We start from the raw sequence: 21,880 nt of genomic DNA on the forward strand, positions 1-21,880 counted from the left end.
CATGACCGAAATGGGAATGCCGAAGCCGTCGGACGAGCTTCAGGAGTTGGCCGCGCGTCGCCCGCACCTCCGCGAGCACCTAAAGAAGTTCAGACAGATCACGGGCGAGTTCCCGCTGTTGATCGACGAGCCCTCCGCCGAGTACGAGACGGCACATCCGAACGTGCTGTATCCGGTCGGTGGACCGATCTACAGCCATATCTACGGCGATGTCGGGACGAAGATGCAGTACTTCGCCGTCGAACCGACGCTCTCGGAGGAAGAGCAATCGGTCTTTTCGACGGTCAAAGACTCGCTGCTTCGCCGAAGCGCGAGCAAGACGGCCCCCGAGAAGGACGCCGAGTACAGCGACCGGATCGAGGAACTGCTGACCGAGTCGACTCACATCAAAGGCGAGGCGGTCGAGAACATCGTCGAGCGGCTCAAGGTTCGCTTCCACCCCGGGATTCAGGAGGTCCCCCAGGAAACCTACGAGAACATCCGCTACCGACTGAATCGGGACATCGTCGGTCTGGGACCGCTCGAACCCGTCATGCGCGACCCGGCCAACGAGGACATTCACGTGATCGGCCCCAACGAGTGTTACGTCGATCACGGCGTCTACGGCATGGTCGAAACGACGGTCGACTTCGGCAGCCAGGACGAGTTCGACCGCTGGCTCAGCAACATGGGCGAGCGGATCGGGAACCCGATGACCGACGCCGAGCCGATCGTCGACTCCACGCTGCCCGACGGCTCGCGTCTGAACGTGATCTACAGCGACGACGTGAGCGTGAAGGGGCCGAGCCTCACCATCCGTCAGGGCGACGAGGTCCCCCTCTCGGTCACGCAGATTACGAACTGGGGGACGCTCTCGCCCGAGTTAGCCGCGTACCTCTGGCTGTGCCTCGAGAACGAACGCACCGTCTTCGTCGTCGGCGAGACGGCGTCGGGGAAGACGACGACGCTGAACTCCATCATGACGTTCATTCCCCGCGACTCGAAGATCTACACCGCGGAGGACACCGCCGAGGTACTGCCGCCACACGACACCTGGCAGCAGCTCCTGACGCGGGAAAGTCGCAGCGAGGACAGCGCGGACGTCGACATGTTCAACCTGGTCGAGGCCGCACTGCGGTCCCGCCCAGAGTACATCGTCGTGGGCGAGGTTCGTGGCGAGGAGGGTCGCATGGCGTTCCAGGCGGCCCAGACCGGCCACCCGGTCATGCTGACCTTCCACGCGAGCGATATCGTCTCGATGATCCAGCGCTTTACCGGGGACCCGATCAACGTGCCCGAGACGTTCATGGACAACGCCGACGTCGCGCTGTTCCAGAACCGCGTGAAACAGGGCGACGACGTGCTCCGTCGCGTCACGAGCGTTCAGGAAATCGAAGGCTACTCCGAGGAGATGGACGGGGTCGTCACCCGACAGGTGTTCTACTGGGACCCCGTCGAGGACGAAATCGTCTTCCAGGGGATGAACAACTCCTACGTCCTGGAGGAACAGATCGCGACCCTGCTCGGCTACGCCGACACCCGCGACATCTACGACGACCTCCAGTTTCGCGCCGACATCATCGAGCGGATGATCCAGGAGAACATCCTGGAGTACCACGAGGTGAACTCGGCGATCGACTCCTTCCAGCGCGACGGTGTCGAAGGCCTGCCGTTCCACGTGACGCGGCCGGACTGACGAGTCGCCGATCGTCGGTCGTGACGGTGGCGACGAGTTCGTCAGCGGCCGTCGTGTAAAGAGCTAAGAGATTTCGCCTAGAAGAACGGTGTATGACTGAAGACGTCGTCGCCGACTTTACTGGCCGGTTTTTCCGCAACCACGGTGAGTCGCCGGCCACGCCAACGTCGGGGCGGATCATCATGACCAGACGGCGGCTCGTTCTCGCGACGAACGACGACAAGACGACGATTCCGCTCTCGACGGTGATCGATATTAACGTCGGCAACGTTCCGAGCCACGTCAAGCAGTTCTTCGACGACACGGTCACGATCGGGTACGACGTGGACGGCCGGACGCGAAGCGCGGTCATCGAGAGCACGGGCGAAACCGTCGACACCTTCGTCGCGATTCTCTTTCGCTGTCTGCTCAACGGCCGAAAGGCGGCGGTCAAACATCCGTCACGCGTCGGCGGTCGCGTGAAAGACACTCCCGTCGTCCCGGGAAAGATCCGCATCAAGAACCGGCAAATCGAGGTCACGACCAAACGCGACACGTTCAGCTTCGACGTCGAAACAGTCATGCGAATCGAGCGCTCGAACAAACTCGGCGACCGCGACGACCGCGTCACGCTGGTCGTCAAGTACATCGACACCGACACCGACGCCGGACTGACCAAAACCTCGCTGATTTCGCCAACCAAGAGCCAGTATGTCAACCTGCTCGGCCGATTCCTCCGCCTCGAGTTCGACGACCTGCGCGAGGAGGTGGCGGATATCGATCTGACGAACCCCGAAAAGCGCGTGCTGGTCGGCATTCACGCGACGGGCGGCGACATCGACTTTACGAACATGCTCGACGGCGACCCGGCCTACGTGACGAACGTGTTGAACTCGGTCCAGAACAAAGACCTCGTGCTCGAGAACGGCAACGGGCTGTCGCTGACGGCGAAGGGACGGATTATCGTGAGCGAACGGATCGAAGACGTCAACGCCTGAGGTTCGGGTCGAACGGGGAGAAAGATAGAGAAAGAGAAAGAAACGACGAACGACGCGCTATCGTTGGCGGTCGAAGAGTTCGTCCGGATCCACGCGCGTATTCTCCGAGTTCTCGATCAGCAGATCGTCGAGCGCCTGCTTGAGTTCGGCGCGGCGCGGAAGCGCGAGCATCTGACAGGTAAACACCTGGTCGCTGTTGGTCTGGATGTTCGAATCGAGCATGAACGCGTGGTCGTCGGTTTCGGCCATCTGGGCCGTGATCGGCGTCATGATCGAGGAGCCGGTGTCGGCGACGAACTGGGGCGGTTCGTGCTTGATCTCGGCGTTCAACACGTTCGCCCAGCCGTCGACGAACCCGCTGGTCATGATGTTGCCGAGTTCTTTCAACGCTCCCTGTTCGACGGACCCCCACTGCTCGTCGGTCTCCATCGGCACGAGCGAATCGACGACGGCCCGGCCGGAGGGCTGGTCGAAGAGAATCACGAGATTCCCGCTGAATTTCCCGTCGAACGGCATAACCGTGCCGACGTAGCGCTTGTTGCCGACCTCCATCGGAATGTCCTCGATCGGCACCAGCGTCAGCCGGCTGATCTCGACGGTCGTATCGATGCCGGTCATCGACGTGATGTTCGTCGCGGCTTTCTCCGCCCCCTCCTTGGTCATGTCGTTGAAAACCTTGAGCTTCTCCACCGAGACGATGTCGTCGGTCTTCGGCTCGAACGCCCGCTCGAGCGAACTCGAGTCGGGAACGAGGAGGATTCGAAAGTCGATTGGCTCGTTGACCCCGTCGTGGGACGCCTCGACGCGACTCCGGAAGACGAACAGGTAATTCTCCTCGTTCGTCGCAGACTTCGGGAGCACGTCGGTACCCGTCCCCTCGATGTACGCCGGCGGCGAACTCTTGATCTTCGCGTTCAGGTAGTTCGCCCAGCCGTCGACGAAGCCACTGGACATGATATTGCCCACTTCCTTGATGCTGCTCTTTTTCTTCGCCGGATCGTCGGCCGGCACGAGTTCGTCCGTGATGGCCTTGCGCCCCTGCTCGTCGAACGCCAGGACGACCTCGCCCGCGATTTCCCCAGAGAGGTCGATGTTGACGCCGGCGTACTCGTTGCCGATGAACTCGTACTGGAGATCCGATGAGGCCATCAGGGAGACGTTCGTCACCTGAACGGTCGTACTGATGCCGGTGAGCTGGGAGAGCGACTCGGCGGCCGATCGGGCACCGTCGTGAGCGAGTTCCTGGTAGGTCTCGAGCTCGCGGATGTCGATTTGCATGGAGAATTACTCGGCGGCGATGCTGTTGAGTTCTTCCAGGACGCTTTCCTTCTGGAACGGTTTCGTGATGTACCCTTCGGCACCGGCTTTGATCGAGTCTTTCATCTGCTCGGCCTGCTCGACGCTGGTGCACATGACGACCTTTGCGGTGGAGTCCATATCGGTGATCTCGTCGGTCGCCTCGATCCCGTCTTTGATCGGCATCACGATGTCCATAAAGACGATGTCCGGCTGTTCTTCCTGATAGAGCTCGACGGCTTCGACCCCGTTTTCGGCCTCGCCGACGATGGTGTGGTCCTCCTCCAAGATTTCACGGAGGAGATCCCGCATGAAGCCGGAATCGTCCGTGATCAGCACATCCATGGACGAGTCAATACACTCAGATTACTTAATGATATTGACCAAGATAATGACACTGGATGCTGTGATAAACACGGCTGTGAGAGCACCGGTGAGTCGTCGTTAGTGCTGTGGATGGCGGTGCGTGTAACTGATGGCTGGTGAGGCGTGTAAATCGAGCGTGTGACGGAAATCAGGAGGGCCGAAAGATCGGTGTTCGAGATAATCGGGGATAGCGGCTTTGACACTGCCCGTATGCCGCCCGACTGGGGACGGTCCCGGTCGACTGCACTGCCGAACGGCCATAAGCTTTACAACCGTATGGGCATAAACCGGTTCTCTATCTGATAATAGAAGCGAGAATACGGGTTAGTACATCCGGGCGGCGGGGAAAACAAACGCGTTACTCGGTCTACGTTCGGCGGTAGATTCGATGGCGGTTGTCAGTGGCCTCGAACGTGGACTTGAGGGCCGGTGGAATCGTCTCGCTTTTGCCGATGACGAGATAGCCATCCCGGCGAAGCGACCGGGCGATCGTCTCGAGCATCGAGCGCTTGTACTCGGTGTCGATGTAGATAAACAGGTTCCGGCAGGTCACGAGGTTGAACCCGGATTTCGACGCACCGCTGATGAGGTCGTGGCGTTCGAAGGTGACGGATCGTTTGACCGACTCGCGGACGCGATACGTGTCGGCGTCGGGATCGTGGTCGACGTACTGCTCGTAGTTCGACAGGAACCCGAGTTCACCGCCGAGGTCGGTCGTTCGGGAGTCCTCGTAAACGCCTTCGCGGGCGACATCGAGTGCGTCCTCGCTGATGTCGGTCGCCAGGATTTCGACGGCGGTCTCGTCGATCTGAGGGTCGTCGTGGACGAGCATCGAGAGGGAGTAGGGTTCGCGCCCGTCCGCACAGGCGGCACTCCAGACGGTGAGTCGCCGTTCGCTCGCCGAAAGCGTTCGGAGCACATCTCGGAGGCCGTCCCAGACCTCTGGGTTGCGAAAGAAGCCCGTGACGTTGATACTCATCGAATCGAGCAGTGCTGCCTGTTCGTCGGCGTTCGCCCGGAGATACTCGAAGTACTCGTCGTAGTCGTCACACTCCGTTCGCCGGAGTCGAGCCGTGACTCGTCGGTCGAGGTAGCTATCGTTGTAGTGGCTAGTCGAAAATCCCAGTTCGGTTTCCATATAATCGAGAAGCGCAGTGAACGAGTCGTCGACAGTCACGGTTCTACGTAATTCTCAGATTTTGTGCAATAATAATCTTCCGGCACTGTGTAGCCGTCTTACGTGTCTTAAATCGTTGCTTCGTATATGTGTATTCGAATATATGTGGTGGAGTTTCAACGCGGAAATCGCCGGCAAGCCCCGAGATACCGAGGACCTGATGGTGACACTAACGTGGAGGCTGCCGTAGTTCGAGTGGGAAGTGACTGGCCTGTGGTGTCGTGTCTCGTCGTCCGAGTCGCTGGCAACAACGGTTATGTACGCCGAGTGTGAGGGATACGGTACTATCGAGAGTCAGTTCAGCCAGCCGGTTGAACGGGCCCTATACCACCGCTGCGAGGAGACTACGGGATGCAACTCGATTCACTGATACCAACGACGATTCGACGCCAGTATAGTGTTAAAATAGCCGTCGCGCTGGGCTGTGTCGCCGCCGTGACGATCGGATTCGGAGGGCTGTTCGGCCTCCACATCGTCAACGGGCCGGCGGACGGAGTCCAGGATCGAGCCATCGCCGCGCTGACCGGATTACTGGTCGTTTTCTCGGTCAACCTCGGGCTCGTCGGGATCGTCCTCGGCGGCAACGTCGCGCTCGCGCTTCGCCAACTCGGTGACAGCGCCGAGCGGATCGGTGATGGCGAGTTCGACGTGGACGTAGAAACCGATCGCATCGACGAGATCGGCCGCCTGTACGGGTCGGTAGGGACGATGCGTGACTCCCTCGAGACGACGATCAAGGACATGGAAAGCGAACGAGAGCGGGCGCAAACGGCCCAGCAAGAGGCCGAGCAGCAGGCCGAACAGTTGGAAGCCGAGCGAGAGCGGATTCAAGACCTCCAGCACCAGGCCGAGCGCCAGAACCACCTCCTCGTCGAGGAGGCACAGCGCTTTTCGGCCGTGATGGACGAGTGTGCCGACGGCGATCTCAGCCAGCGCCTCGATCCGCAGGTCGACGACGAGGCTATGCAAGCGATCGCCGACTCGTTCAATCGGATGCTCGACCAGATCGGCGATGTCGTCATCGAGGTTCAGGAGACGAGCGAGACGGTCGATGAGATGTCCGCGGATCTCCAGGGCTCGAGCCAGCAGATCCGCGCAGCCAGCCAGGAAGTCGCCGAGTCGGTCCAGGAAATCGCGGACGGGGCGGCGGGACAAACCGACGACCTCGAAGTTGCGGCAAGCGAGGTCAGCGACCTCTCCGCGGCCACCGAAGAGGTCGCCGCGACGACCTCCGAAATCGCGACCCAGTCCGAGGAGATGTCGACGCTGGCGGATGACGGCCAAAACGCTGCCGCCGACGCGGCGGACAACATCGACGAACTGGTTGCGACGACCGAACGCGTCGTCGGCACTGTCGACGAACTCAACCGCGAGGCGGATCAGATCGGCGAAGTCATCTCGCTCATCGACGACATCGCCGATCAGACGAACCTCCTCGCGCTGAACGCGAACGTCGAAGCGGCCCGCGCGAACGAGAGCGGGAACGGCTTCGCCGTCGTCGCCAACGAGATCAAGGCCCTCGCCGAGGAGACGATGGACGCCGTCGACGAAATCGAGGGCACGCTCGAATCGATCCGCGACCGAACCGAGACGACTGCAGACGAGATTACGACGGTCGACTCGAACATCAAGATGACCGCAACGCGCGTCGAGGAACTCCAATCCCAGCTCGAAACGATCACCACGGAAGCGGATCAGATGGACGCGAGCATTCAGGAAATCGCCCAGACTGCAGACGACCAGGCGAGTTCAGCCCAGGAACTCGCGACGATCGTCGACGACGTGACCAGCGTCTCGGCGGAGACGAGTAGCCAATCCGAACAGGTCGCGGCTGCAGCCGAGGAGACGACGGCGACGACCGAGAACGTCTCGTCGATGGCAGGCGACCTCGACGAGCAGGCACAGCGGCTGAACGAACTGCTTGCGACGTTCACGATCGAGAGACAGACTGGTGTGACGCCGGCCGCGGCTGGCGTCCCCGGCGCGGGTGACGACTGACGAGTGCCGATGATCGAACACACCACCACCTTCACGCTCACGAGTGCGATCCTCGCGGCGATGACCGTCGGCTTCCTCGTCCGGACGCGCCGACTCGCGGTGAACTCGCGACGGTACGGCTACGCGGTCGTCGGTGCGTGCGCTGCGATGTGCGTGGCGTATCTGCTCATGGCTGCGGAGCTGCTGACCGTGACGACGACCGGTCGCGAGGAGTCCATCGCACGGTTTCTGGGGTACTCGATCGCCTGGGGTACGGTTTGTTACGTCCTTGGTGCCGTTTCGGGTGCAGACCGCCGGTATACGCTGGCGGCGTTCGGCGCGATTCTGACCAGTCTCTGGGCGACGGTGGCGAGTTGGATTCTCGGCGGGCGTGCCGGAACGCTCGTCTCGCTCGTCATCGTGGCCGGGGTGATCGCACTGGCCAGCGTGCTGTACGGGCCGCTCGCACCCGGTGAGAAACGAACTGGCAGTGAACGAACGCTGCTGTACACCCGCCTCAAAAAACTGACCGTCCTCGTGTTCGTCGGCCTCCTCGTGACGGGGATGCTGTCCGAGCAAAACCTCGCGTTTACCGACGCGTTCGTCGGCCAGACGCTCGCGACGTACCTCGATATCGTCTGGCTCGCCGGCTTCGGCAGCCTGGTTCTCGAGAGCGCGACTACACTCGGCGATACCGCACCGGCCGCTTCGATGAACTCGCCACCGCCGACTGCGGGCGATACCACCAGCAATAGCGACAGTGCCGGCGACGTTCCCGAGACAATTCACCCCGCAGAGTGAGCCGCGCGGCTCGGCCGCTCGTTTCTCCACCGACCTCCCGTCCTCCCCGTCTTCGCTCGACGCTTTCCGCCCGTTCAATTCGTACCGCTCCGTTCGATACTCGTGATCCCCGCCACCAACTGCAACTGAACTCGAGAGCCCGCCTGGAGTACCAGCTGAAACTGTTTACACACTACTACACAGCGGTCGTGCGATTCGGTGTACTGACTGTCAGTGGCTTTCAGTGGCGACGATCGCTCGACAGTTCGTCCTGTGCGAGTCGATCGACTTCCGAGTCGATTTCGTCGACCAGCTCGTCGACCCGATCGTTTTGCTCGACGATCGCCTCGATCTCGTCGGCGACTTCGTGTGATTGATCCATCGCAGTATCGGTCATGCTCGCGACCTCCTCGGTGCTTGCGGCCTGGTCGTCGGTCGCCGTCGCAACCTCTTGGATGCCGGTACTTGCCTCCTGAACCGATTCTTCGATCCGTTCGAGATTGTCGACGGTTTCTTCGACCAGTTCGACACCGCTCTCGATTTCGTCGTTTGCGGTTTCGAGACTCCCGACGGTTTCCTCGGTATTGTCCTGGATCTGGTCGATCATCCGCTCGATGTTCTTCGCCTCCTCCTGGGACTCCTCGGCGAGGGACTTGACCTCGTTGGCGACGACGGCGAAGCCGTCACCGGCCTCGCCTGCCGTTGCCGCTTCGATCGAGGCATTCAGCGCTAACAGGTTCGTCTGATCGGCGATATCGTTGATCACGTCGACGATATCGTCGATCTTCTTGACATTCTCGCGCAGGTTCTCGACGTCCGCCGTCACCTCATCCGCCGCCTCGTCGACAACGCCCATCTTGTTGATGGCCTCCTCGGCCGTGTCCATGGTATCGTTCGCGATTTCTTCGGCGCGTTCGCTCGTCGCACTGACCTCCTCGGCGTTCGAGGCGATCTCCTCGACCGTCGCCGAGAGTCCCGCGACCTCGCTCGAAATCTCACCCATCGCGTCCGATTGGCTGGCCGCCAACTCGCTGATCTCACCGGAGCGGTCCGAAACCTCCGCCGACCGCTCCCGGAGTTCAGTGACGGACTGCTGGACGTTCTGCGAGACGTGCGTTCGGTGCTCGAGTTCAGCCTCGACGTCCGCGTAGGCGGTGATGTAGGTGTCCATCGCGATCTGCTGGTCGACGTTCAGTAGTTTGAGCGCGGACAGGGAGTGCTCGACCATCTCGTCGACCATCGCACGGGCTTGCGAGAGCGGAACGAGCGGGTCGTCGCTGTCGCTTGCGTCGATTGTCCCTGCGATCTCGGCCCCAGTCTCGCTCCCACTTTTCCGTCCGTTTTCAACGCCGCTTTCAACGTCGGTTTCAGCCGCACCGGCGGAGACAGCCGCCGCTTCCATATCGGCTTTCGCCTCGTCGGCAAGTGCATCGAGAATGCCCTCGTAGTAGATGGTATAGCCGCCGAGATAGAACTTCGGTCCCAGATCGAGCATGTCGTGAATCTTGCCGATCCTGGCCCGGCGCTCGACGTACTGTTTGCCGTACTCGCCGCGGCCGAGATCCCTGAGATACTCGGCCTGAGTTCGTTTGAGCGCCTCGACTGACTTCGAGGAACTATCGATGATCGCCGTCGCCGCCGCGTCCGACTGCAGGTGATCGTAAAACTCCGCGACGAGTTCGTCGGCGATGTCGTCGAAGAGCGATTCCATCGATTCGAGCCGGTCGGCGTCTTCGGGGCCGAAGCCGGTGAACTCTTTTCGCCACTCAATCTCGCGACGATCGAGACCGATTTCGTCGGCGAGTGCTTCCCCGGCGACCTGCCCCCGATTCGTCGCGTCGATCTTGAACTCGGCTCCGCCGTTCGAATCCAAATCCAAATCCGAATCCGAATCCGAATCCGCATTCGGACCCGACTCCCGGTTCCGATCCCGCTGCTCGTCGCGTTGCGTACGCATTAGTCCCCACTTTCGCCGGTCCGATCATATACTTGGTGGCAGGCAGCCGAGTGGGGACGCCCGGTCGGAGTCGGCACCCCCGAACCGAGTACCGCTCTCGGGCGGCCGGTCCACGCGTCAGGGACTCACACCCGAACCGCCGTCGGATCGATCCACAGGACGAACTCGTCGTCCTGGCGAACGATCCCCGCGATCCCGTCCCCCTCGACCGACGTATCCACGGCGTCCGTCTCCAGCTGTCGAACCTGGTGGACCTCGTCCGCGAGCCACCCGATCCGATCCGTCGACCCGCGCTTTCGCTTGAAGACGATGATCCGACTCCCGAGTTCATCGCCGGCGTCCTCGCCGAAAATCGTCCGCAAATTCACGATTTTCGTGGTCTCGCCGCGCAGATCCATCACGCCCTCGACGTGGGCCGGCGTGTTCGGGATCGGCGTCAACTCGTCGGTGTTGACGATCTCCGCGACGTACCCGATATCGACGCAGTACCTATTCTCGCCGAGATCGAACTCGAGGACGTGTGCGCTCGCACTCGCAGTTGCGTCCGTCTGGCTCTCGTCGGGTTGTTGCGTGCCGTCGTCCGTGTTCGTCGTGCTCATGGCGGTAGTGATCAGTTCGCGTCCATCGAGAGTCGACGGACGTCGGTTTCGATCTCCTCGAGCAGGTCCTCGACCGTCGTCGCGTGCTCGTCGATCGTTCCAAGGCTGTCGACGACCTGCTGGGACTGTTCCATCGCGGTGTCGGTCATGCTCGCGACCTCCTCGGTGCTCGCGGCCTGGTCGTCGGTTGCCGTCGCGACCTCCTGGATGCCGGTACTCGCCTCCTGGACCGAGTCTTCGATCCGTTCGAGATTGTCGACCGTCTCTTCGACCAGATCGACGCCGGTCGAGACGCGCTCGTTCGCCGTACCGAGGCTTTCGACTGTTTCCTCGGTATCGTCCTGGATCTGGTCGATCATCCGCTCGATGTTCTTTGCCTCCTCCTGGGACTCTTCGGCGAGGGACTTGACCTCGTTTGCGACGACGGCGAAGCCGTCACCGGCCTCGCCAGCCGTCGCCGCCTCGATCGAGGCGTTCAGCGCGAGGAGGTTCGTCTGGTCGGCGATGTCGTTGATAACGTCGACGATCTCGTCGATCTTCTGGACGCTCTCGCGCAGGTCTTCGACATCCGCCGTCACCTCGTCCGTGGCTTCCTCGACACCTTCCATCTGGTCGATGGCCTCCTCGGCCGTGTCCGTGGTGTCGTTCGCGATTTCCTCGGCGCGTTCGCTCGTCGCACTGACCTCCTCGGCGTTCGAGGCGATCTCTTCGACCGTCGCCGAGAGGCCCGAGACTTCGCTTGCGATCTCGTTCATCGCGTTCGACTGCTCGCTCGCAAGGTCGGAAATCTCGGTCGTCCGGTCGGTGACGGCGGCGGTCGAGTTCGCGGCGTCGCTGAGCGTGTCCTGAATGCGCGCGTGGGTGTTCTCGCGGTCGTCGCGAGTTCGGGCCTGTTCCTCGAGTCGGGACTCGTACTCCGCGAGCCGGGCGTCGTCCTCTTCGAGTTGCCGTTCGTACGATTCGACCTGCGATTCGTGGGCGCTCGCGTAGGATTGCATCGCGAGTTGCTGGTCGACCAGGGTCAGGCGCAGCAGCGAGAGCGTTCGGTCGACGACCGCGTCGACGGCGTCGTCGACGGCGTCACCGGTGGTAGCATCGATGGAGCCGGTGTCGTCGTCACGATCACGATTACGATTACGATTACGATCGCCACCCGGCACACCGTCTCCACCCGCGCTCCCGAACTCGGCTTTCACGTCAGCACCGAGTTCGGCGAGGAGCGTCTCGTAGATGGCACCGAACGAGCCGATGTAGGCGTCGGGGCCAGCCGCGAGAAGGGTCGCGATGGCTGAACTCGACAGCCGGTCGTCGAAGAACGCAGCGTCGGTTCGGCCCCCTTCGAGACCGTCCAGCAGCGCCGACTGGGCGGCTTCGAGGTCGCGCGTGCTCGCGTCGGGCTGTTGGTCGAGGGCGGTCGAGACCGCGGGATGGCGACAGGCGGCCTCGGTGGCGGCTTCGGGGAGATCCGATCGAGCACTCTCGAAGATGTGTGATAGCGAGTCGAGTCGGGCCTCGTCCTCGGCGTCCAGCGACACGAGTTCGGTTGCACGGTCGACGCTTGCGGGGTCGACGGTGACGTTCGCGATGGCGTCTCCGTCCGCGTTCGAGGCCGGGCCGTTGCGCTCGGTGGCGCGGTCGGTGTCGGCCGCGGTCTCGAGACGGGAGGCTCCGCCGTCCGTTCTGGGCATAGTCGTGACAGTGATAGTCAGCTAAATAAGTGTTTTTGCAGATTCGGGTGAGACGGGCGCTGGCCGGCCATAACAGTCATATACGGTGGCTACTCGACCGGTGATCGAGACCCGAGTCGCAACGGACAACGGCGTCTCACCTAGTCGATTGTTTCGATGAGTTCGTCGATGTCGAGCCAGGCAACGAGCGTCGTCCGGTCGTCGCCGTCCTGTTTCTTGATGATGCCGCGGACGCAGTCGTGCTGGTGGTCGCCCGCGGCGTCCATCACGCTGCCCGTCTCGTCGATCTGGGAGTCGCGATAGGTGACCGCCTGGGAGACGTCGGTCACGCGGACGCCGAGTTTCTGCTTGTCGTCGTCGCGTTCGAGCACCACGATGTACTGGTCGTCCGAGAGGTCGTTGCGCTCGACGTCGAGCATCGTCGTCGGATCGAGAACGCCCGTGATCTCGCCGCGCAGATCCGTCACGCCGTCGATCGCTTCCGGTCCGCGCGGGAAGCGCGTGATGTCTTTCATCTCGACGATGGCGCTGATTCGATCGATTTCGATGGCATATCGGTTCTCGTTGAGATAGAACTCGAGCATCTGGATGGTCGACTCGTCGTCGTGGGCGGAGTGGATCAGCGTGTTGCCCTGCTCGAACACCTCGTTCTTGCGACCGGCGGTGCCCTCGCCGTAGCCGTCGGTATCCTCCATCATGGCCGAGGCGTCGACGGTCGGCTCGGAGCCAACGTCTGCGAGGTTTGCGACGGCGGATTGGCCGGCGATTGCGCCGCCGAGTTCGGTGGTCGCGGTAGCGTTGGCACTGGCGTCGGCGGTGGCGGTCGCGTCTGCGGTGACGGTCGCGTCGGCGGTCGTCTCGGTTTCGTCGTAGTTGACTGTGACGTCGCCGGTGTCGGTATCGGTTCCAGTGTCGGTGTCGGTGGTGGCGGCAGCGTCGGCGGGTGCGCTCTCAGTTTCGGTAGCGGCTCCACCGGTGCCGGTTTCGGCACTGATGCCATCGCCATCAGTGACGGCCACCTCGTCCTCCTGTGTCTCGTCGAGAGGTGCTGGTTCGGTTGTCGACGTGTTTTCTGCGTGGGCCGCGTCCGTGTTCCGACTCGAGTTCACCGCGTCGTCTGCGTCCGTGTCTGTGTCCGGATCCGAATTTGCGGACGGATCCGGGTTCGGTTCCGCGTCGGCAGCGGTCGCTGTTTCCCGCTCTGTCTCCGTTGCGCCCGACGGAGTGGGTTCGGTTTCGGTTGGAGCCGTCGATTCAGTCTCTGTCTCAGCTTCAGCCTCGGATTCGGATTCAGATTCGGACGCCGTCTCAGCGTCGTTGCTTTCGGTACCACTGGTCGCGCGATTGCGCATCTCTCGGATGCGTCGTGCTCTGTCGTCGGTCATGCCGGTACCTCCTGTGAGCTGCACTGCTTGTCGACCGTCTCGGCCATGTCGAGGAACACCTCGGTCATGTCCGTCTCCTCGTCGACTGCAAAGACGGAGTTGCCGGCAGCGAACGCCCGCTGGAGAGCGACTCGCTTTCGGACCCGAAACAGCGGCACGCTCGGCAGCGCCTCGTCGAACCACTCGAGCATCTCCGTCGCCGCCCGCGTGTTCTCGATCCGGTTGGCGACCAGCGCCCGCGGTTCGATCGTCACGTCGTGGTCCATCTCGAGCGCCCCGACGTAGTCGAACAGCAACTCGAGCGAGCGCTTGCTCGTCGGTTCGGCGAGCGCCGGGATCACGAGGTTTTCCGTCGCGTACAACGCGTTGTCCGTCAACAGCCCGAGGTGTGGCGAACAGTCCACGATCGTGACGTCGTAGTCGCCGTCGGCCTCGAACCGGTCCAGCAGCGTATCCAGCCGCGTCTCGCCGTCCGGTTCCTGGACGAGCGTCGATTCGGCCGCGTTCATATCGACGTTACTCGTGACGACGTCCATCTCCGCGTGCTCACGGCGCAAGGCGTCGAGTTCAACGCCGGCCGGATCGACGAGGCCGTCGAGCAGCGACGGCGGCTCGTCGTCGTAGGCCTCGAGCAGTCCGAGCCCCTCGGTCGCGTTGCCCTGCGGATCGAGATCGACGAAGAGCACGTCCCGTCCGAGTTCGTTCAACGCACCGGCGAGGTTGATCGCGACGGTCGTCTTTCCGACGCCTCCTTTCTGATTTGTCACACACAGCCGAGCAGCTCCCGCCATTCGAGTGAGTCGTTTCAACTCTGCCTACATAACTCACACGGCCAGGGGGGTCGTGGCGACAGCAGTAGTGGCGGCGGCTGCGGTGTCACGCTCGCGGCGGACCACAGCGGCCGAACGCTTTATGCGGAGGTCATTACAAACCAGTGCCATGGCAGTGAACGGATCGAGCGTCGACACCGTCGAGACGGCGGTTGCGGCGGCCGCGGTGGCTGGTTCTCCCGTCCGTCGGGCGGTCAGTGCTGGCGCGTCGGGCGATGGGGTCGGGTGGACCGAACGCCGGGAGAGGAACCTCGGTGGTCCGACTCGGGCACCGGAGAGACAGGACGGGACGACGTGGACGGCGAACCGATCGGGATGGGATCGCGGCGGAACACACCACTGCGTGCAGGATCGGCCGCCTGCCCGTCACGGAGACGGGAGACGCAGCTGATGGTTCGAGCAGTTATCGCGGACGATTCGGCGGTGATGCGCGAGACGCTCGGAAAGATCCTCGAAGACGGCGGCATCGACGTGGTCGCCCGGGCCAAAGACGGCACCGAGGCGGTCGAGTTCATCGAGCGTCACGATCCCGACGTGGCGACGATCGACATCCAGATGCCGGGATTGACGGGTCACGAGGTCATCGAACGGGTGATGGCCGAGCATCCGATTCCGATGCTGGTCATCAGTTCCCAGACGACACGCAACGCGGATGCGACGTTCGACGCGCTGGAGGCCGGGGCGGTCGATTTCCTGGCGAAGCCGTCGGGGGACGGCTCGGTCAATATCTGGTCCCAGCAGGAGACGATCGTCGATCGGGTCAGGGCGGTCGCGCAGGCGGACGTGGCGGGGATGGAGACTGGACGGCCGGATCGCGAGCGGTCCGACCCCCAGCCGATCGCCGTCAACGCCGAGTTCCCCTGCGATCCGACGCTCGTCATCGGTGCATCGACCGGCGGCCCGCGGGTCGTCGAACGAGTGCTGTCCGAGCTGCCACCGCGGGCAGGGTTGCGGGTACTGGTGGTCCAACACATGGCAGATCATTACACAGAGCGGTTCGCAAAACGGCTCAACGACCGAACGGCGTACGACTTTCGAGAGGCGCGAGACGGCGATACCGTCGGCCCCGGTGAGGGCGTCCTGGCGAAGGGGGGCTCGCACCTTCGGGTGACCGACGCGACCGGCGGGACGCTTTCCGTTTCTCACGGCGACGGCCCCAAACGACATAACGTCAGGCCGGCGATCGATGTAACGATGGAAACCGCAGCCGAAACGGTCACCGGCAATCTCGCCGGTGTCGTTCTCACCGGGATGGGTGCCGACGGCGCAGCCGGACTCGCGGCGATCACGGACGCCGGCGGGAAGGCGATCGTCCAGGACGAGGACACGTCCCGCGTCTACGGCATGCCGAAGGTCGCCGCCGAACGGGTCGATGTCGATATGGTCCTTCCGAAGGACCGGATCGCCGAAGGAATCACGAACGCCTTCCGGGGGTGGTCCGCATGAGCGACGCGACCAGCACCTTCGTCCAGGAGAGCCAGGAAGACATCCAGAAGTTGAACAACGCCCTGCTCGATCTGGAGGACGACCCCGAGAGTTCAGATGCCATCGAGACCGTGTTCCGGGTCGCCCACAACCTCAAGGGCAACTTCGGCGTGATGGGCTATACGACGGCGAGCAACCTCGCCCACGCGATCGAGGACTTGCTCGACTGCATCCGCGACGGCGAACTCGCGGTCACGGCCGAGCGCATGGACCTCATCTTCAGCGGCGTCGACCACCTGGCTCGGATGGTCGAGGAAATCTCTGACACGGGCGAGACGAACACCGATCCGGCGGAGACGATCGAGGCGATTCGAGCGTCGATCGACGAGGAGGCGGCTGCTGGAGCCGACGGCGACGAGACTGGCGCTACTGACGGGACGGCAGCAAACGCAGCTACCGTCGACAGCGACCGCGACGTCCCGCTCGCCGAACTCGCCGACGACATCGATCTCGCCGAACTCGAGGCCGAGACGAGCGTTTACCGGGCCGCACTCGAGGTCGCCGACACCGGCTCGCCCCAGGTCGACGCGATGTTCGTCATCGACTCGGCGAACGACGAGTTCGAGTTGCTTCGGACGGTCCCCTCGAACGCGGCGATCGAGGACGGCGAGTTCGACGCCGCCTTCGACGCCTACGTCGCGACGACCGATTCGGACGCGGACCGGGACGCCGTCGCGTCGTTCTTCGAGGACGACCGGTACGTCGAGGGCGTCACCGTCGCCGAAGTGACCGACGGGATCGTCGCCGAGGAGCGAGACGACGGGAACAGTGACGGCGACGGCGGGGTCGAGGATGATGCGGCCGACAATATCACCGATGCCGGTGCCGACGCCGACGCCGACGAGTCGACCGACGGCGATTCGGACTCGACGAGCGAATCGAGCGTCACCCACAGCAGCAAGGAAGTCGAATCCATTCGGGTCGATGTCGAACAGGTCGATCAGCTCTACAACCAGGTCGAGGAGATGGTCACGAGCCGGATCAAGCTCCGCAAGATCATCGAAGGCAGCGACCTCGTCGAGGCCGAAGACGAACTCGAGGAGCACGGCAAGATCACGGCGAGCCTGCAGGATACCGTCCTCGAAATCCGGTTGGTGCCGCTGAAGAAGATCGTCGGCAACTTCCCGCGGGTCGTTCGCGACCTCGCGCGCGAGCAGGACAAGGAGATCGACTTCCGGATGGAGGGCGTCGATATCGAGATGGACCGCTCGATCCTGAACGAACTGAGCGATCCGCTGATGCACCTCATCCGGAACGCCGTCGACCACGGGATCGAGTCGCCCGAAGAGCGCGAACGCAAGGGCAAGCCCCGCGAGGGGACGATCACGCTCTCGGGCGAACGCGAACGCGATCGCGTCTCCGTGACGGTCGAAGACGACGGCGGCGGCCTCGACGTGGAGAAAATCCGCTCCAAGGCGGTCGAGCAGGGTATCATGAGCGAGGACGAGGTCGCGCTTCTGGACGACTCCGAGGTCTACGACCTCATCTTCCACTCCGGCTTCTCGACGACCGACGAGGTCACGGAAGTCAGCGGCCGCGGCGTCGGGATGGACGTGGTCAACCAGGTCGTCCGCGGTGTCGACGGCTCGATCAACGTCGAGAGCGAACCCGACGAGGGGACCGCTATCACGCTTATGCTGCCAGTCAGCGTCGCCATCGTCCGCGTCCTGTTCGTGACCGCCGGCGACGAAACCTACGGCGTTCCGATCAAGAACATCGACGAAATCTCCGAGTTCGAAGACGTGACGCTCGAGTCGGTCGAGGGCCGACAGACCGTCACTCACGACAACAAGGTCTACCCGCTGCTCTCGCTCGGCGACCGCCTCGACGTTCCGGACACCGAACCCGACGGAGACGACATGGTCGTCCGCATCAAGGAGGACGTCAGACAGGTTTGCATCCGCTGCTCGGACGTTATCGGCCAGGAGGAGGTCGTCATCAAGCCCTTCGAGGGCGTCTTGAGCGGTGCGCCCGGGATCAGCGGGGCATCCGTCCTCGGCGAGGGCGAAGTCGTGATGATCCTCGACGTAGATACGCTGTGATCACCTCCCGGTACGGAGTCACATCGGATCAGTACAACGACCACTCCGCCCACAACCACCCCAACCACCACAACACGGAGGACACAAGAAATGCCTGACCACACGCGGATCGATCGACCGCCGGGAACCCGCGAGCCGGACGAAACCGGTGCCATCCCAGTCGGGCTCGCCGAGTTCGCACTCACGACGGACGGCGCGACGCTGAAGACGAGCGGACTCGGCTCCTGTATCGGCGTCGCGATCCACGACGAAACCGCCGGCGTGAGCGGACTCTTGCACTTCATGCTCCCGGCTGCCGCCGACGCGAACGGCACCCACCCCGACGCGAAGTTCGCCGATACGGGCATCGAATCGATGCTCGACGCGTTCCGCGAGCACGGCGGCCACCCCGCGCGCTCGTGGGCCAAAGTCGCCGGCGGCGCGCGGATGCTCGAGTTCAACCGGCTCGCACCCGTCGGCGAGCGCAACGTCGCGGCCGTCAGGCATGAACTCGAAGCCGCGAACGTCCGCATTCGAGCGACGGACTTCGGCGGCTACCACGGCCGCTCGCTCGCGTTCGACCCGTCGACGGAGACGCTGACGGTGACGAGCGGGGACGGCGTCGTTCGACGCCTCTGAGCGCCCACCCGTCGCCGGGCGGGCCGCCAGAATTTATTTACCGGATACGTTCCTGATTCCCGACAATGCGAATTTCATCGGGCGTACCGGGATTCGACGAACTGGTCAACGGCGGCATCTTGAAAGACCGCCTGTACGTCATCAGCGGCCCGCCCGGCAGCGGCAAGACGACGTTCTGCTCGCAGTTCGTCACGAAAGGAGCCATCGACGGCGAAACCACGCTGTTTCTGACGCTTCACGAATCCCAAACCGAACTCGTCAACGACATGGCGAACTACGAGTTCGGCTTCGACAAGGCGGTCAGTTCCGGCCACGTGAAAGTGCTCAACGTCTTCGATACGGAAGCGCAACGACTCTTCTCTTCGTCGTCTCGAGGATCGGGCGAGTTTCCATCAAACGTCGAGAACCTCTCGAATCAACTCGTCGCGTTCGTCGAATCGCGCGATGTCGATCGGCTGGTAATCGACTCGACGATGTTGCTCGAGTACTACTTCTCGGACGACCTCAACGCGCTGATCAAGTTCCTGACGAAGTTAAAGCGCGCCGACGCGACGGTCGTCCTCATCTCGGAGATGACCGATCCCTCCTCGTACTCGGACGGCCACTACCTTGCTCACGGCGTCATCTTCATGCACAACTACCTGGAGTCCGGCGGGATGACCCGCGGCGTCCAGATCATCAAAATGCGCGGCACCCGGATCGATTGTGACATTCGACAGGCCGAGTTCACGAATCGCGGCCTGCGAGTCGATCCGAACACGAACATCCAGACCTGACTCCGATGTACGACGACACATTCGGCACCGACTGGGAGTCGATCGACGGCCGCGAGGAGGTCGTCGAACGCGCGTACGCACTCGGCGTCGCGACGCGACTGGGCGAGACGTATCCGGAGGAACTCGACCGCTTGACCGAACAGGTGGGGACGACCTATGACCAGAGTTTCGTCGACCTCGCCTATCAGAAGGGCCGCGACGAGGCGGCCGGTCGGGCAAGCGAGTCGCCAGGTGCAGTCTGGGAAGAACTCGTCGAGGGCCAGACGATCATCGACGCCGAGGAGACGGACGACCCCGAGGACACGCTGCCGGATGCGATCCGCGGTGTCGACATCGATACGCCCCCGGCGGACAGCACCGAAACGCTTCGCAAACCGGCGTTTCTCGAGCGCCAGCGGGCGACCCAGTCCAACGCTCACGATGGAAAACCGAGCCTGTTCGGCGACGGTCGATCGATCTTCGGCCGTTCGATGGCCAAAATCCGACGATCACAGGAGAACGCCGGCGACCCGGATGACGGTGAATCTGTCGACGGAGACGAAGGCGAAGCGGGCGATCGAGACGGAAACGCAGAGGGTGACGACCGGCAGTCAGCACAGTCATCACCGAACGCCACGGACACCGAGAGCGAGACGCGCAGCAGTGACAGCGGTCGCAACGACCGATCGCAGTCGTCGACGAACGCTTCCGACAACGGTTCTGATCGAACGAACTGATCGGCGAACCGGCGAATCGAACGAACCGTATTTGGCGATCGAACACCGAACGGGTGTGCGGAAAACCCACGCGCAGATCGACGAGTACCAGTTTCCCAACTATGTTTTCAATCAGAGAGGTATCGCGACCGCCCTACACGTCGAACTGCGTCCGCGATACCTCGTCCGGGTTTTGCTACCGGACAGCGCGCCGAAACGTCAGCTAAGCGCCGGTGAACGCCGGTTGTTTGAACGCGTTCCAAATGGATGCCGGTTTGTAACCGCATGTTTGTAACCGCATGCGTGAGTGAACTCGTTCCGGTCATTCCGCGACCGAAATTCACTCACTGGACGATAGCAGTTCCGAGTGAGCGGATCAGGATGAATCGATCGATAGTGGCACAACCGGCCGCAGTTGTATCGTACCTGGAATAGGTTCCCGGATACGTAATGGAGGTGATGCGTGGTCGCGGATGCCCTAGAACGCTCGCAGTTCCTCGAGCACCGCTTCGGCGCTGCCGTCGCCGATGACCTCGCGAGCGCGTTCGAGTCCCGCATCGAGGCTGTCAACGTCTCGACGAGCGTACATTCGGACCGCACCGTTGAGCGCGATCGCGTCAGCGAACTCGTCGTTGCGGTCGCCAGCAAGGACTGCGTCGGTAATCGCGGCCGAGTCTCCTGCAACGTCGTCGACGGCGAGATCCTCGGCTTCCATCGCCATGCCGTACTCGGCGGTCTCGATTTCGTCGTCGGCTAACTCCTCGCCCTCGTCCCACTCGGCCACCTTCGTATAGCCCGGGCGGATGTCGTCGTACCCTTCCATCCCCTGGAAGAAGATGGCCCGCGAGTACTCGAGTTCAGCACTCTCTTTCAGGAGATCGGTCATCTTCTTCGCGAACGCGAGGTGGTAGAACGAGCCGAGGTGGACGTCGGCGTTCGCCGGATTCGCGACGGTTTCGACGGTGTTGACGAACGTGCGAACGCCCATCTGGTCGCGCCGACCGTGCAGGTCGTGGATGCCCGGATTGAACTCGGGCTGGTAGTAGAAGCCGAAGCCGGTTTCGTCGACCATGTCGGCGCTTTCATCGGGTGTGAGTTCGGTTCGGATTCCGAGTTCGTCGAGGACGTGTTTGTAGGCGGGTTCTTTCTGCGTCGGGACGCGGTCGCCGGAGTGGACGACGACGGGCGTGCCCGCGGCGGCGGCGACGACGCCGGCACCGACGCCGAGGATGGCGGAGGTGTGCTTGCCGTCGTAGTTCGCGCCGCAGTCGACCGGGTCGGCGTCCGGTTCGGCGGTGATCACCGACTCCTCGCGCATGACATCGGTGTAGGCCGCCAGCTCCTCGGGGTTGTTTCGCTTCCAGCGGTTTGCGAGCCAGAACGCGCCGAGGGTCGTCTCGTCTGGTTCGCCCGCGAGGATACGCTGGAGCGCCTCGCGCGCCTGTTCGCGGGTCATGTCGTCGGCGGACTTGTGTCCCGATCCGACGACCTCCGTCATCAGCCGTTTGAGCGGCCACTCGCCGAACTCCTGGGTTGCCTGAGCCATGATCGTTTCTT

19 protein-coding genes are annotated in these 21,880 nt (G+C 62.8%); 10 read left to right on the top strand and 9 right to left on the bottom strand.

Going from position 1 to position 21,880, the window contains the following annotated elements:
• Position 1 precedes the first annotated feature (1 nt).
• Both SM755_RS00210 and SM755_RS00215 read left to right on the top strand, forming a co-directional pair.
• Positions 2-1,675 carry an ATPase, T2SS/T4P/T4SS family gene (locus tag SM755_RS00210; protein WP_323170935.1) on the top strand — a complete coding sequence of 558 codons (1,674 nt, stop codon included), beginning with the start codon at positions 2-4 and terminating at the stop codon, positions 1,673-1,675.
• A gap of 92 nt (positions 1,676-1,767) precedes the next feature.
• Positions 1,768-2,652, top strand: coding sequence for a CheF family chemotaxis protein (locus SM755_RS00215; protein ID WP_323170936.1), 885 nt, complete (start codon positions 1,768-1,770; stop codon positions 2,650-2,652).
• Between the two features lie 57 nt (positions 2,653-2,709).
• Here SM755_RS00215 and SM755_RS00220 read toward each other — a convergent pair whose 3' ends face one another.
• The 3 genes from SM755_RS00220 to SM755_RS00230 form a co-directional block, all read right to left on the bottom strand.
• Positions 2,710-3,930, bottom strand: a complete 1,221-nt coding sequence (locus tag SM755_RS00220; RefSeq protein WP_006664766.1) for a chemotaxis protein CheC — start codon at positions 3,928-3,930, stop codon at positions 2,710-2,712.
• A 6-nt stretch (positions 3,931-3,936) separates the two neighbouring features.
• Positions 3,937-4,293, bottom strand: a complete 357-nt coding sequence (gene cheY / locus SM755_RS00225; RefSeq protein WP_006664765.1) for a chemotaxis protein CheY — start codon at positions 4,291-4,293, stop codon at positions 3,937-3,939.
• Positions 4,294-4,681: 388 nt separating this feature from the next.
• A complete protein-coding gene (locus tag SM755_RS00230; protein ID WP_323170937.1) occupies positions 4,682-5,491 on the bottom strand; it encodes a protein-glutamate O-methyltransferase CheR in 810 nt (269 codons plus the stop codon).
• Between the two features lie 351 nt (positions 5,492-5,842).
• On the opposite strand from SM755_RS00230, the gene SM755_RS00235 reads away from it, so the two are divergent.
• Both SM755_RS00235 and SM755_RS00240 read left to right on the top strand, forming a co-directional pair.
• Positions 5,843-7,489, top strand: coding sequence for a methyl-accepting chemotaxis protein (locus tag SM755_RS00235; protein WP_323170938.1), 1,647 nt, complete (start codon positions 5,843-5,845; stop codon positions 7,487-7,489).
• A gap of 9 nt (positions 7,490-7,498) precedes the next feature.
• Complete coding sequence (locus SM755_RS00240) at positions 7,499-8,269, top strand: bacteriorhodopsin (protein ID WP_323170939.1); 771 nt, start codon at positions 7,499-7,501, stop codon at positions 8,267-8,269.
• A 220-nt stretch (positions 8,270-8,489) separates the two neighbouring features.
• Here the strand turns inward: SM755_RS00240 and SM755_RS00245 are convergent, their stop codons facing one another.
• The 5 genes from SM755_RS00245 to SM755_RS00265 form a co-directional block, all read right to left on the bottom strand.
• Positions 8,490-10,205 carry a globin-coupled sensor protein gene (locus SM755_RS00245; protein WP_323170940.1) on the bottom strand — a complete coding sequence of 572 codons (1,716 nt, stop codon included), beginning with the start codon at positions 10,203-10,205 and terminating at the stop codon, positions 8,490-8,492.
• Between the two features lie 125 nt (positions 10,206-10,330).
• Positions 10,331-10,804 carry a chemotaxis protein CheW gene (locus SM755_RS00250; RefSeq protein WP_006664760.1) on the bottom strand — a complete coding sequence of 158 codons (474 nt, stop codon included), beginning with the start codon at positions 10,802-10,804 and terminating at the stop codon, positions 10,331-10,333.
• An 11-nt stretch (positions 10,805-10,815) separates the two neighbouring features.
• Positions 10,816-12,492: a globin-coupled sensor protein gene (locus SM755_RS00255; protein ID WP_323170941.1), complete on the bottom strand. Its 1,677-nt coding sequence runs from the start codon at positions 12,490-12,492 to the stop codon at positions 10,816-10,818.
• A gap of 140 nt (positions 12,493-12,632) precedes the next feature.
• A complete protein-coding gene (locus tag SM755_RS00260) occupies positions 12,633-13,877 on the bottom strand; it encodes a chemotaxis protein CheW (RefSeq protein WP_323170942.1) in 1,245 nt (414 codons plus the stop codon).
• Positions 13,874-14,668, bottom strand: a complete 795-nt coding sequence (locus SM755_RS00265) for a ParA family protein (RefSeq protein WP_323170943.1) — start codon at positions 14,666-14,668, stop codon at positions 13,874-13,876. The genes SM755_RS00260 and SM755_RS00265 overlap by 4 nt, the downstream gene beginning before the upstream one ends.
• A 148-nt stretch (positions 14,669-14,816) precedes the next feature.
• On the opposite strand from SM755_RS00265, the gene SM755_RS00270 reads away from it, so the two are divergent.
• The 6 genes from SM755_RS00270 (at position 14,817) to SM755_RS00295 (ending at position 20,344) form a co-directional block, all read left to right on the top strand.
• Positions 14,817-15,098, top strand: a complete 282-nt coding sequence (locus SM755_RS00270; RefSeq protein ID WP_006826490.1) for a hypothetical protein — start codon at positions 14,817-14,819, stop codon at positions 15,096-15,098.
• The gene (cheB, locus tag SM755_RS00275; protein WP_323170944.1) at positions 15,098-16,153 is read left to right on the top strand and encodes a chemotaxis-specific protein-glutamate methyltransferase CheB; all 1,056 of its coding nucleotides are present in this window, start codon (positions 15,098-15,100) and stop codon (positions 16,151-16,153) included. The genes SM755_RS00270 and cheB overlap by 1 nt, the downstream gene beginning before the upstream one ends.
• Entirely contained in the window at positions 16,141-18,234 is a 2,094-nt protein-coding gene (gene cheA / locus SM755_RS00280) for a chemotaxis protein CheA (protein ID WP_323170945.1), read from the top strand. The genes cheB and cheA overlap by 13 nt, the downstream gene beginning before the upstream one ends.
• Before the next feature lie 90 nt (positions 18,235-18,324).
• Positions 18,325-18,852 (top strand): chemotaxis protein CheD, encoded by a 528-nt coding sequence (locus SM755_RS00285; RefSeq protein ID WP_323170946.1) that lies wholly within the window; start codon positions 18,325-18,327, stop codon positions 18,850-18,852.
• A gap of 65 nt (positions 18,853-18,917) precedes the next feature.
• The gene (locus SM755_RS00290) at positions 18,918-19,628 is read left to right on the top strand and encodes an ATPase domain-containing protein (protein WP_323170947.1); all 711 of its coding nucleotides are present in this window, start codon (positions 18,918-18,920) and stop codon (positions 19,626-19,628) included.
• A 5-nt stretch (positions 19,629-19,633) separates the two neighbouring features.
• Positions 19,634-20,344, top strand: a complete 711-nt coding sequence (locus SM755_RS00295) for a hypothetical protein (RefSeq protein WP_323170948.1) — start codon at positions 19,634-19,636, stop codon at positions 20,342-20,344.
• A gap of 457 nt (positions 20,345-20,801) precedes the next feature.
• Here SM755_RS00295 and SM755_RS00300 read toward each other — a convergent pair whose 3' ends face one another.
• Positions 20,802-21,869, bottom strand: a complete 1,068-nt coding sequence (locus SM755_RS00300) for an anthranilate phosphoribosyltransferase (protein ID WP_323170949.1) — start codon at positions 21,867-21,869, stop codon at positions 20,802-20,804.
• Positions 21,870-21,880: the final 11 nt, after the last annotated feature.

Origin of the sequence: Natrialba sp. PRR66, from assembly GCF_034808065.1 — an archaeon.
Classification (GTDB): Archaea; Halobacteriota; Halobacteria; order Halobacteriales; family Natrialbaceae; genus Natrialba; species Natrialba aegyptia.

Bases quoted from the DNA above. Each gene is read 5' to 3' on its own strand.
- SM755_RS00250 (WP_006664760.1), bottom strand. From the start codon at position 10,804: ATGAGCACGACGAACACGGACGACGGCACGCAACAACCCGACGAGAGC.
- SM755_RS00260 (WP_323170942.1), bottom strand. From the start codon at position 13,877: ATGACCGACGACAGAGCACGACGCATCCGAGAGATGCGCAATCGCGCG.
- SM755_RS00300 (WP_323170949.1), bottom strand. From the start codon at position 21,869: ATGGCTCAGGCAACCCAGGAGTTCGGCGAGTGGCCGCTCAAACGGCTG.
- SM755_RS00265 (WP_323170943.1), bottom strand. From the start codon at position 14,668: ATGGCGGGAGCTGCTCGGCTGTGTGTGACAAATCAGAAAGGAGGCGTC.
- SM755_RS00240 (WP_323170939.1), top strand. From the start codon at position 7,499: ATGATCGAACACACCACCACCTTCACGCTCACGAGTGCGATCCTCGCG.
- SM755_RS00235 (WP_323170938.1), top strand. From the start codon at position 5,843: ATGCAACTCGATTCACTGATACCAACGACGATTCGACGCCAGTATAGT.
- cheB (WP_323170944.1), top strand. From the start codon at position 15,098: ATGGTTCGAGCAGTTATCGCGGACGATTCGGCGGTGATGCGCGAGACG.
- SM755_RS00270 (WP_006826490.1), top strand. From the start codon at position 14,817: ATGGCAGTGAACGGATCGAGCGTCGACACCGTCGAGACGGCGGTTGCG.
- cheY (WP_006664765.1), bottom strand. From the start codon at position 4,293: ATGGATGTGCTGATCACGGACGATTCCGGCTTCATGCGGGATCTCCTC.
- SM755_RS00285 (WP_323170946.1), top strand. From the start codon at position 18,325: ATGCCTGACCACACGCGGATCGATCGACCGCCGGGAACCCGCGAGCCG.
- SM755_RS00215 (WP_323170936.1), top strand. From the start codon at position 1,768: ATGACTGAAGACGTCGTCGCCGACTTTACTGGCCGGTTTTTCCGCAAC.
- SM755_RS00220 (WP_006664766.1), bottom strand. From the start codon at position 3,930: ATGCAAATCGACATCCGCGAGCTCGAGACCTACCAGGAACTCGCTCAC.
- SM755_RS00255 (WP_323170941.1), bottom strand. From the start codon at position 12,492: ATGCCCAGAACGGACGGCGGAGCCTCCCGTCTCGAGACCGCGGCCGAC.
- SM755_RS00210 (WP_323170935.1), top strand. From the start codon at position 2: ATGACCGAAATGGGAATGCCGAAGCCGTCGGACGAGCTTCAGGAGTTG.
- SM755_RS00295 (WP_323170948.1), top strand. From the start codon at position 19,634: ATGTACGACGACACATTCGGCACCGACTGGGAGTCGATCGACGGCCGC.
- SM755_RS00245 (WP_323170940.1), bottom strand. From the start codon at position 10,205: ATGCGTACGCAACGCGACGAGCAGCGGGATCGGAACCGGGAGTCGGGT.
- SM755_RS00290 (WP_323170947.1), top strand. From the start codon at position 18,918: ATGCGAATTTCATCGGGCGTACCGGGATTCGACGAACTGGTCAACGGC.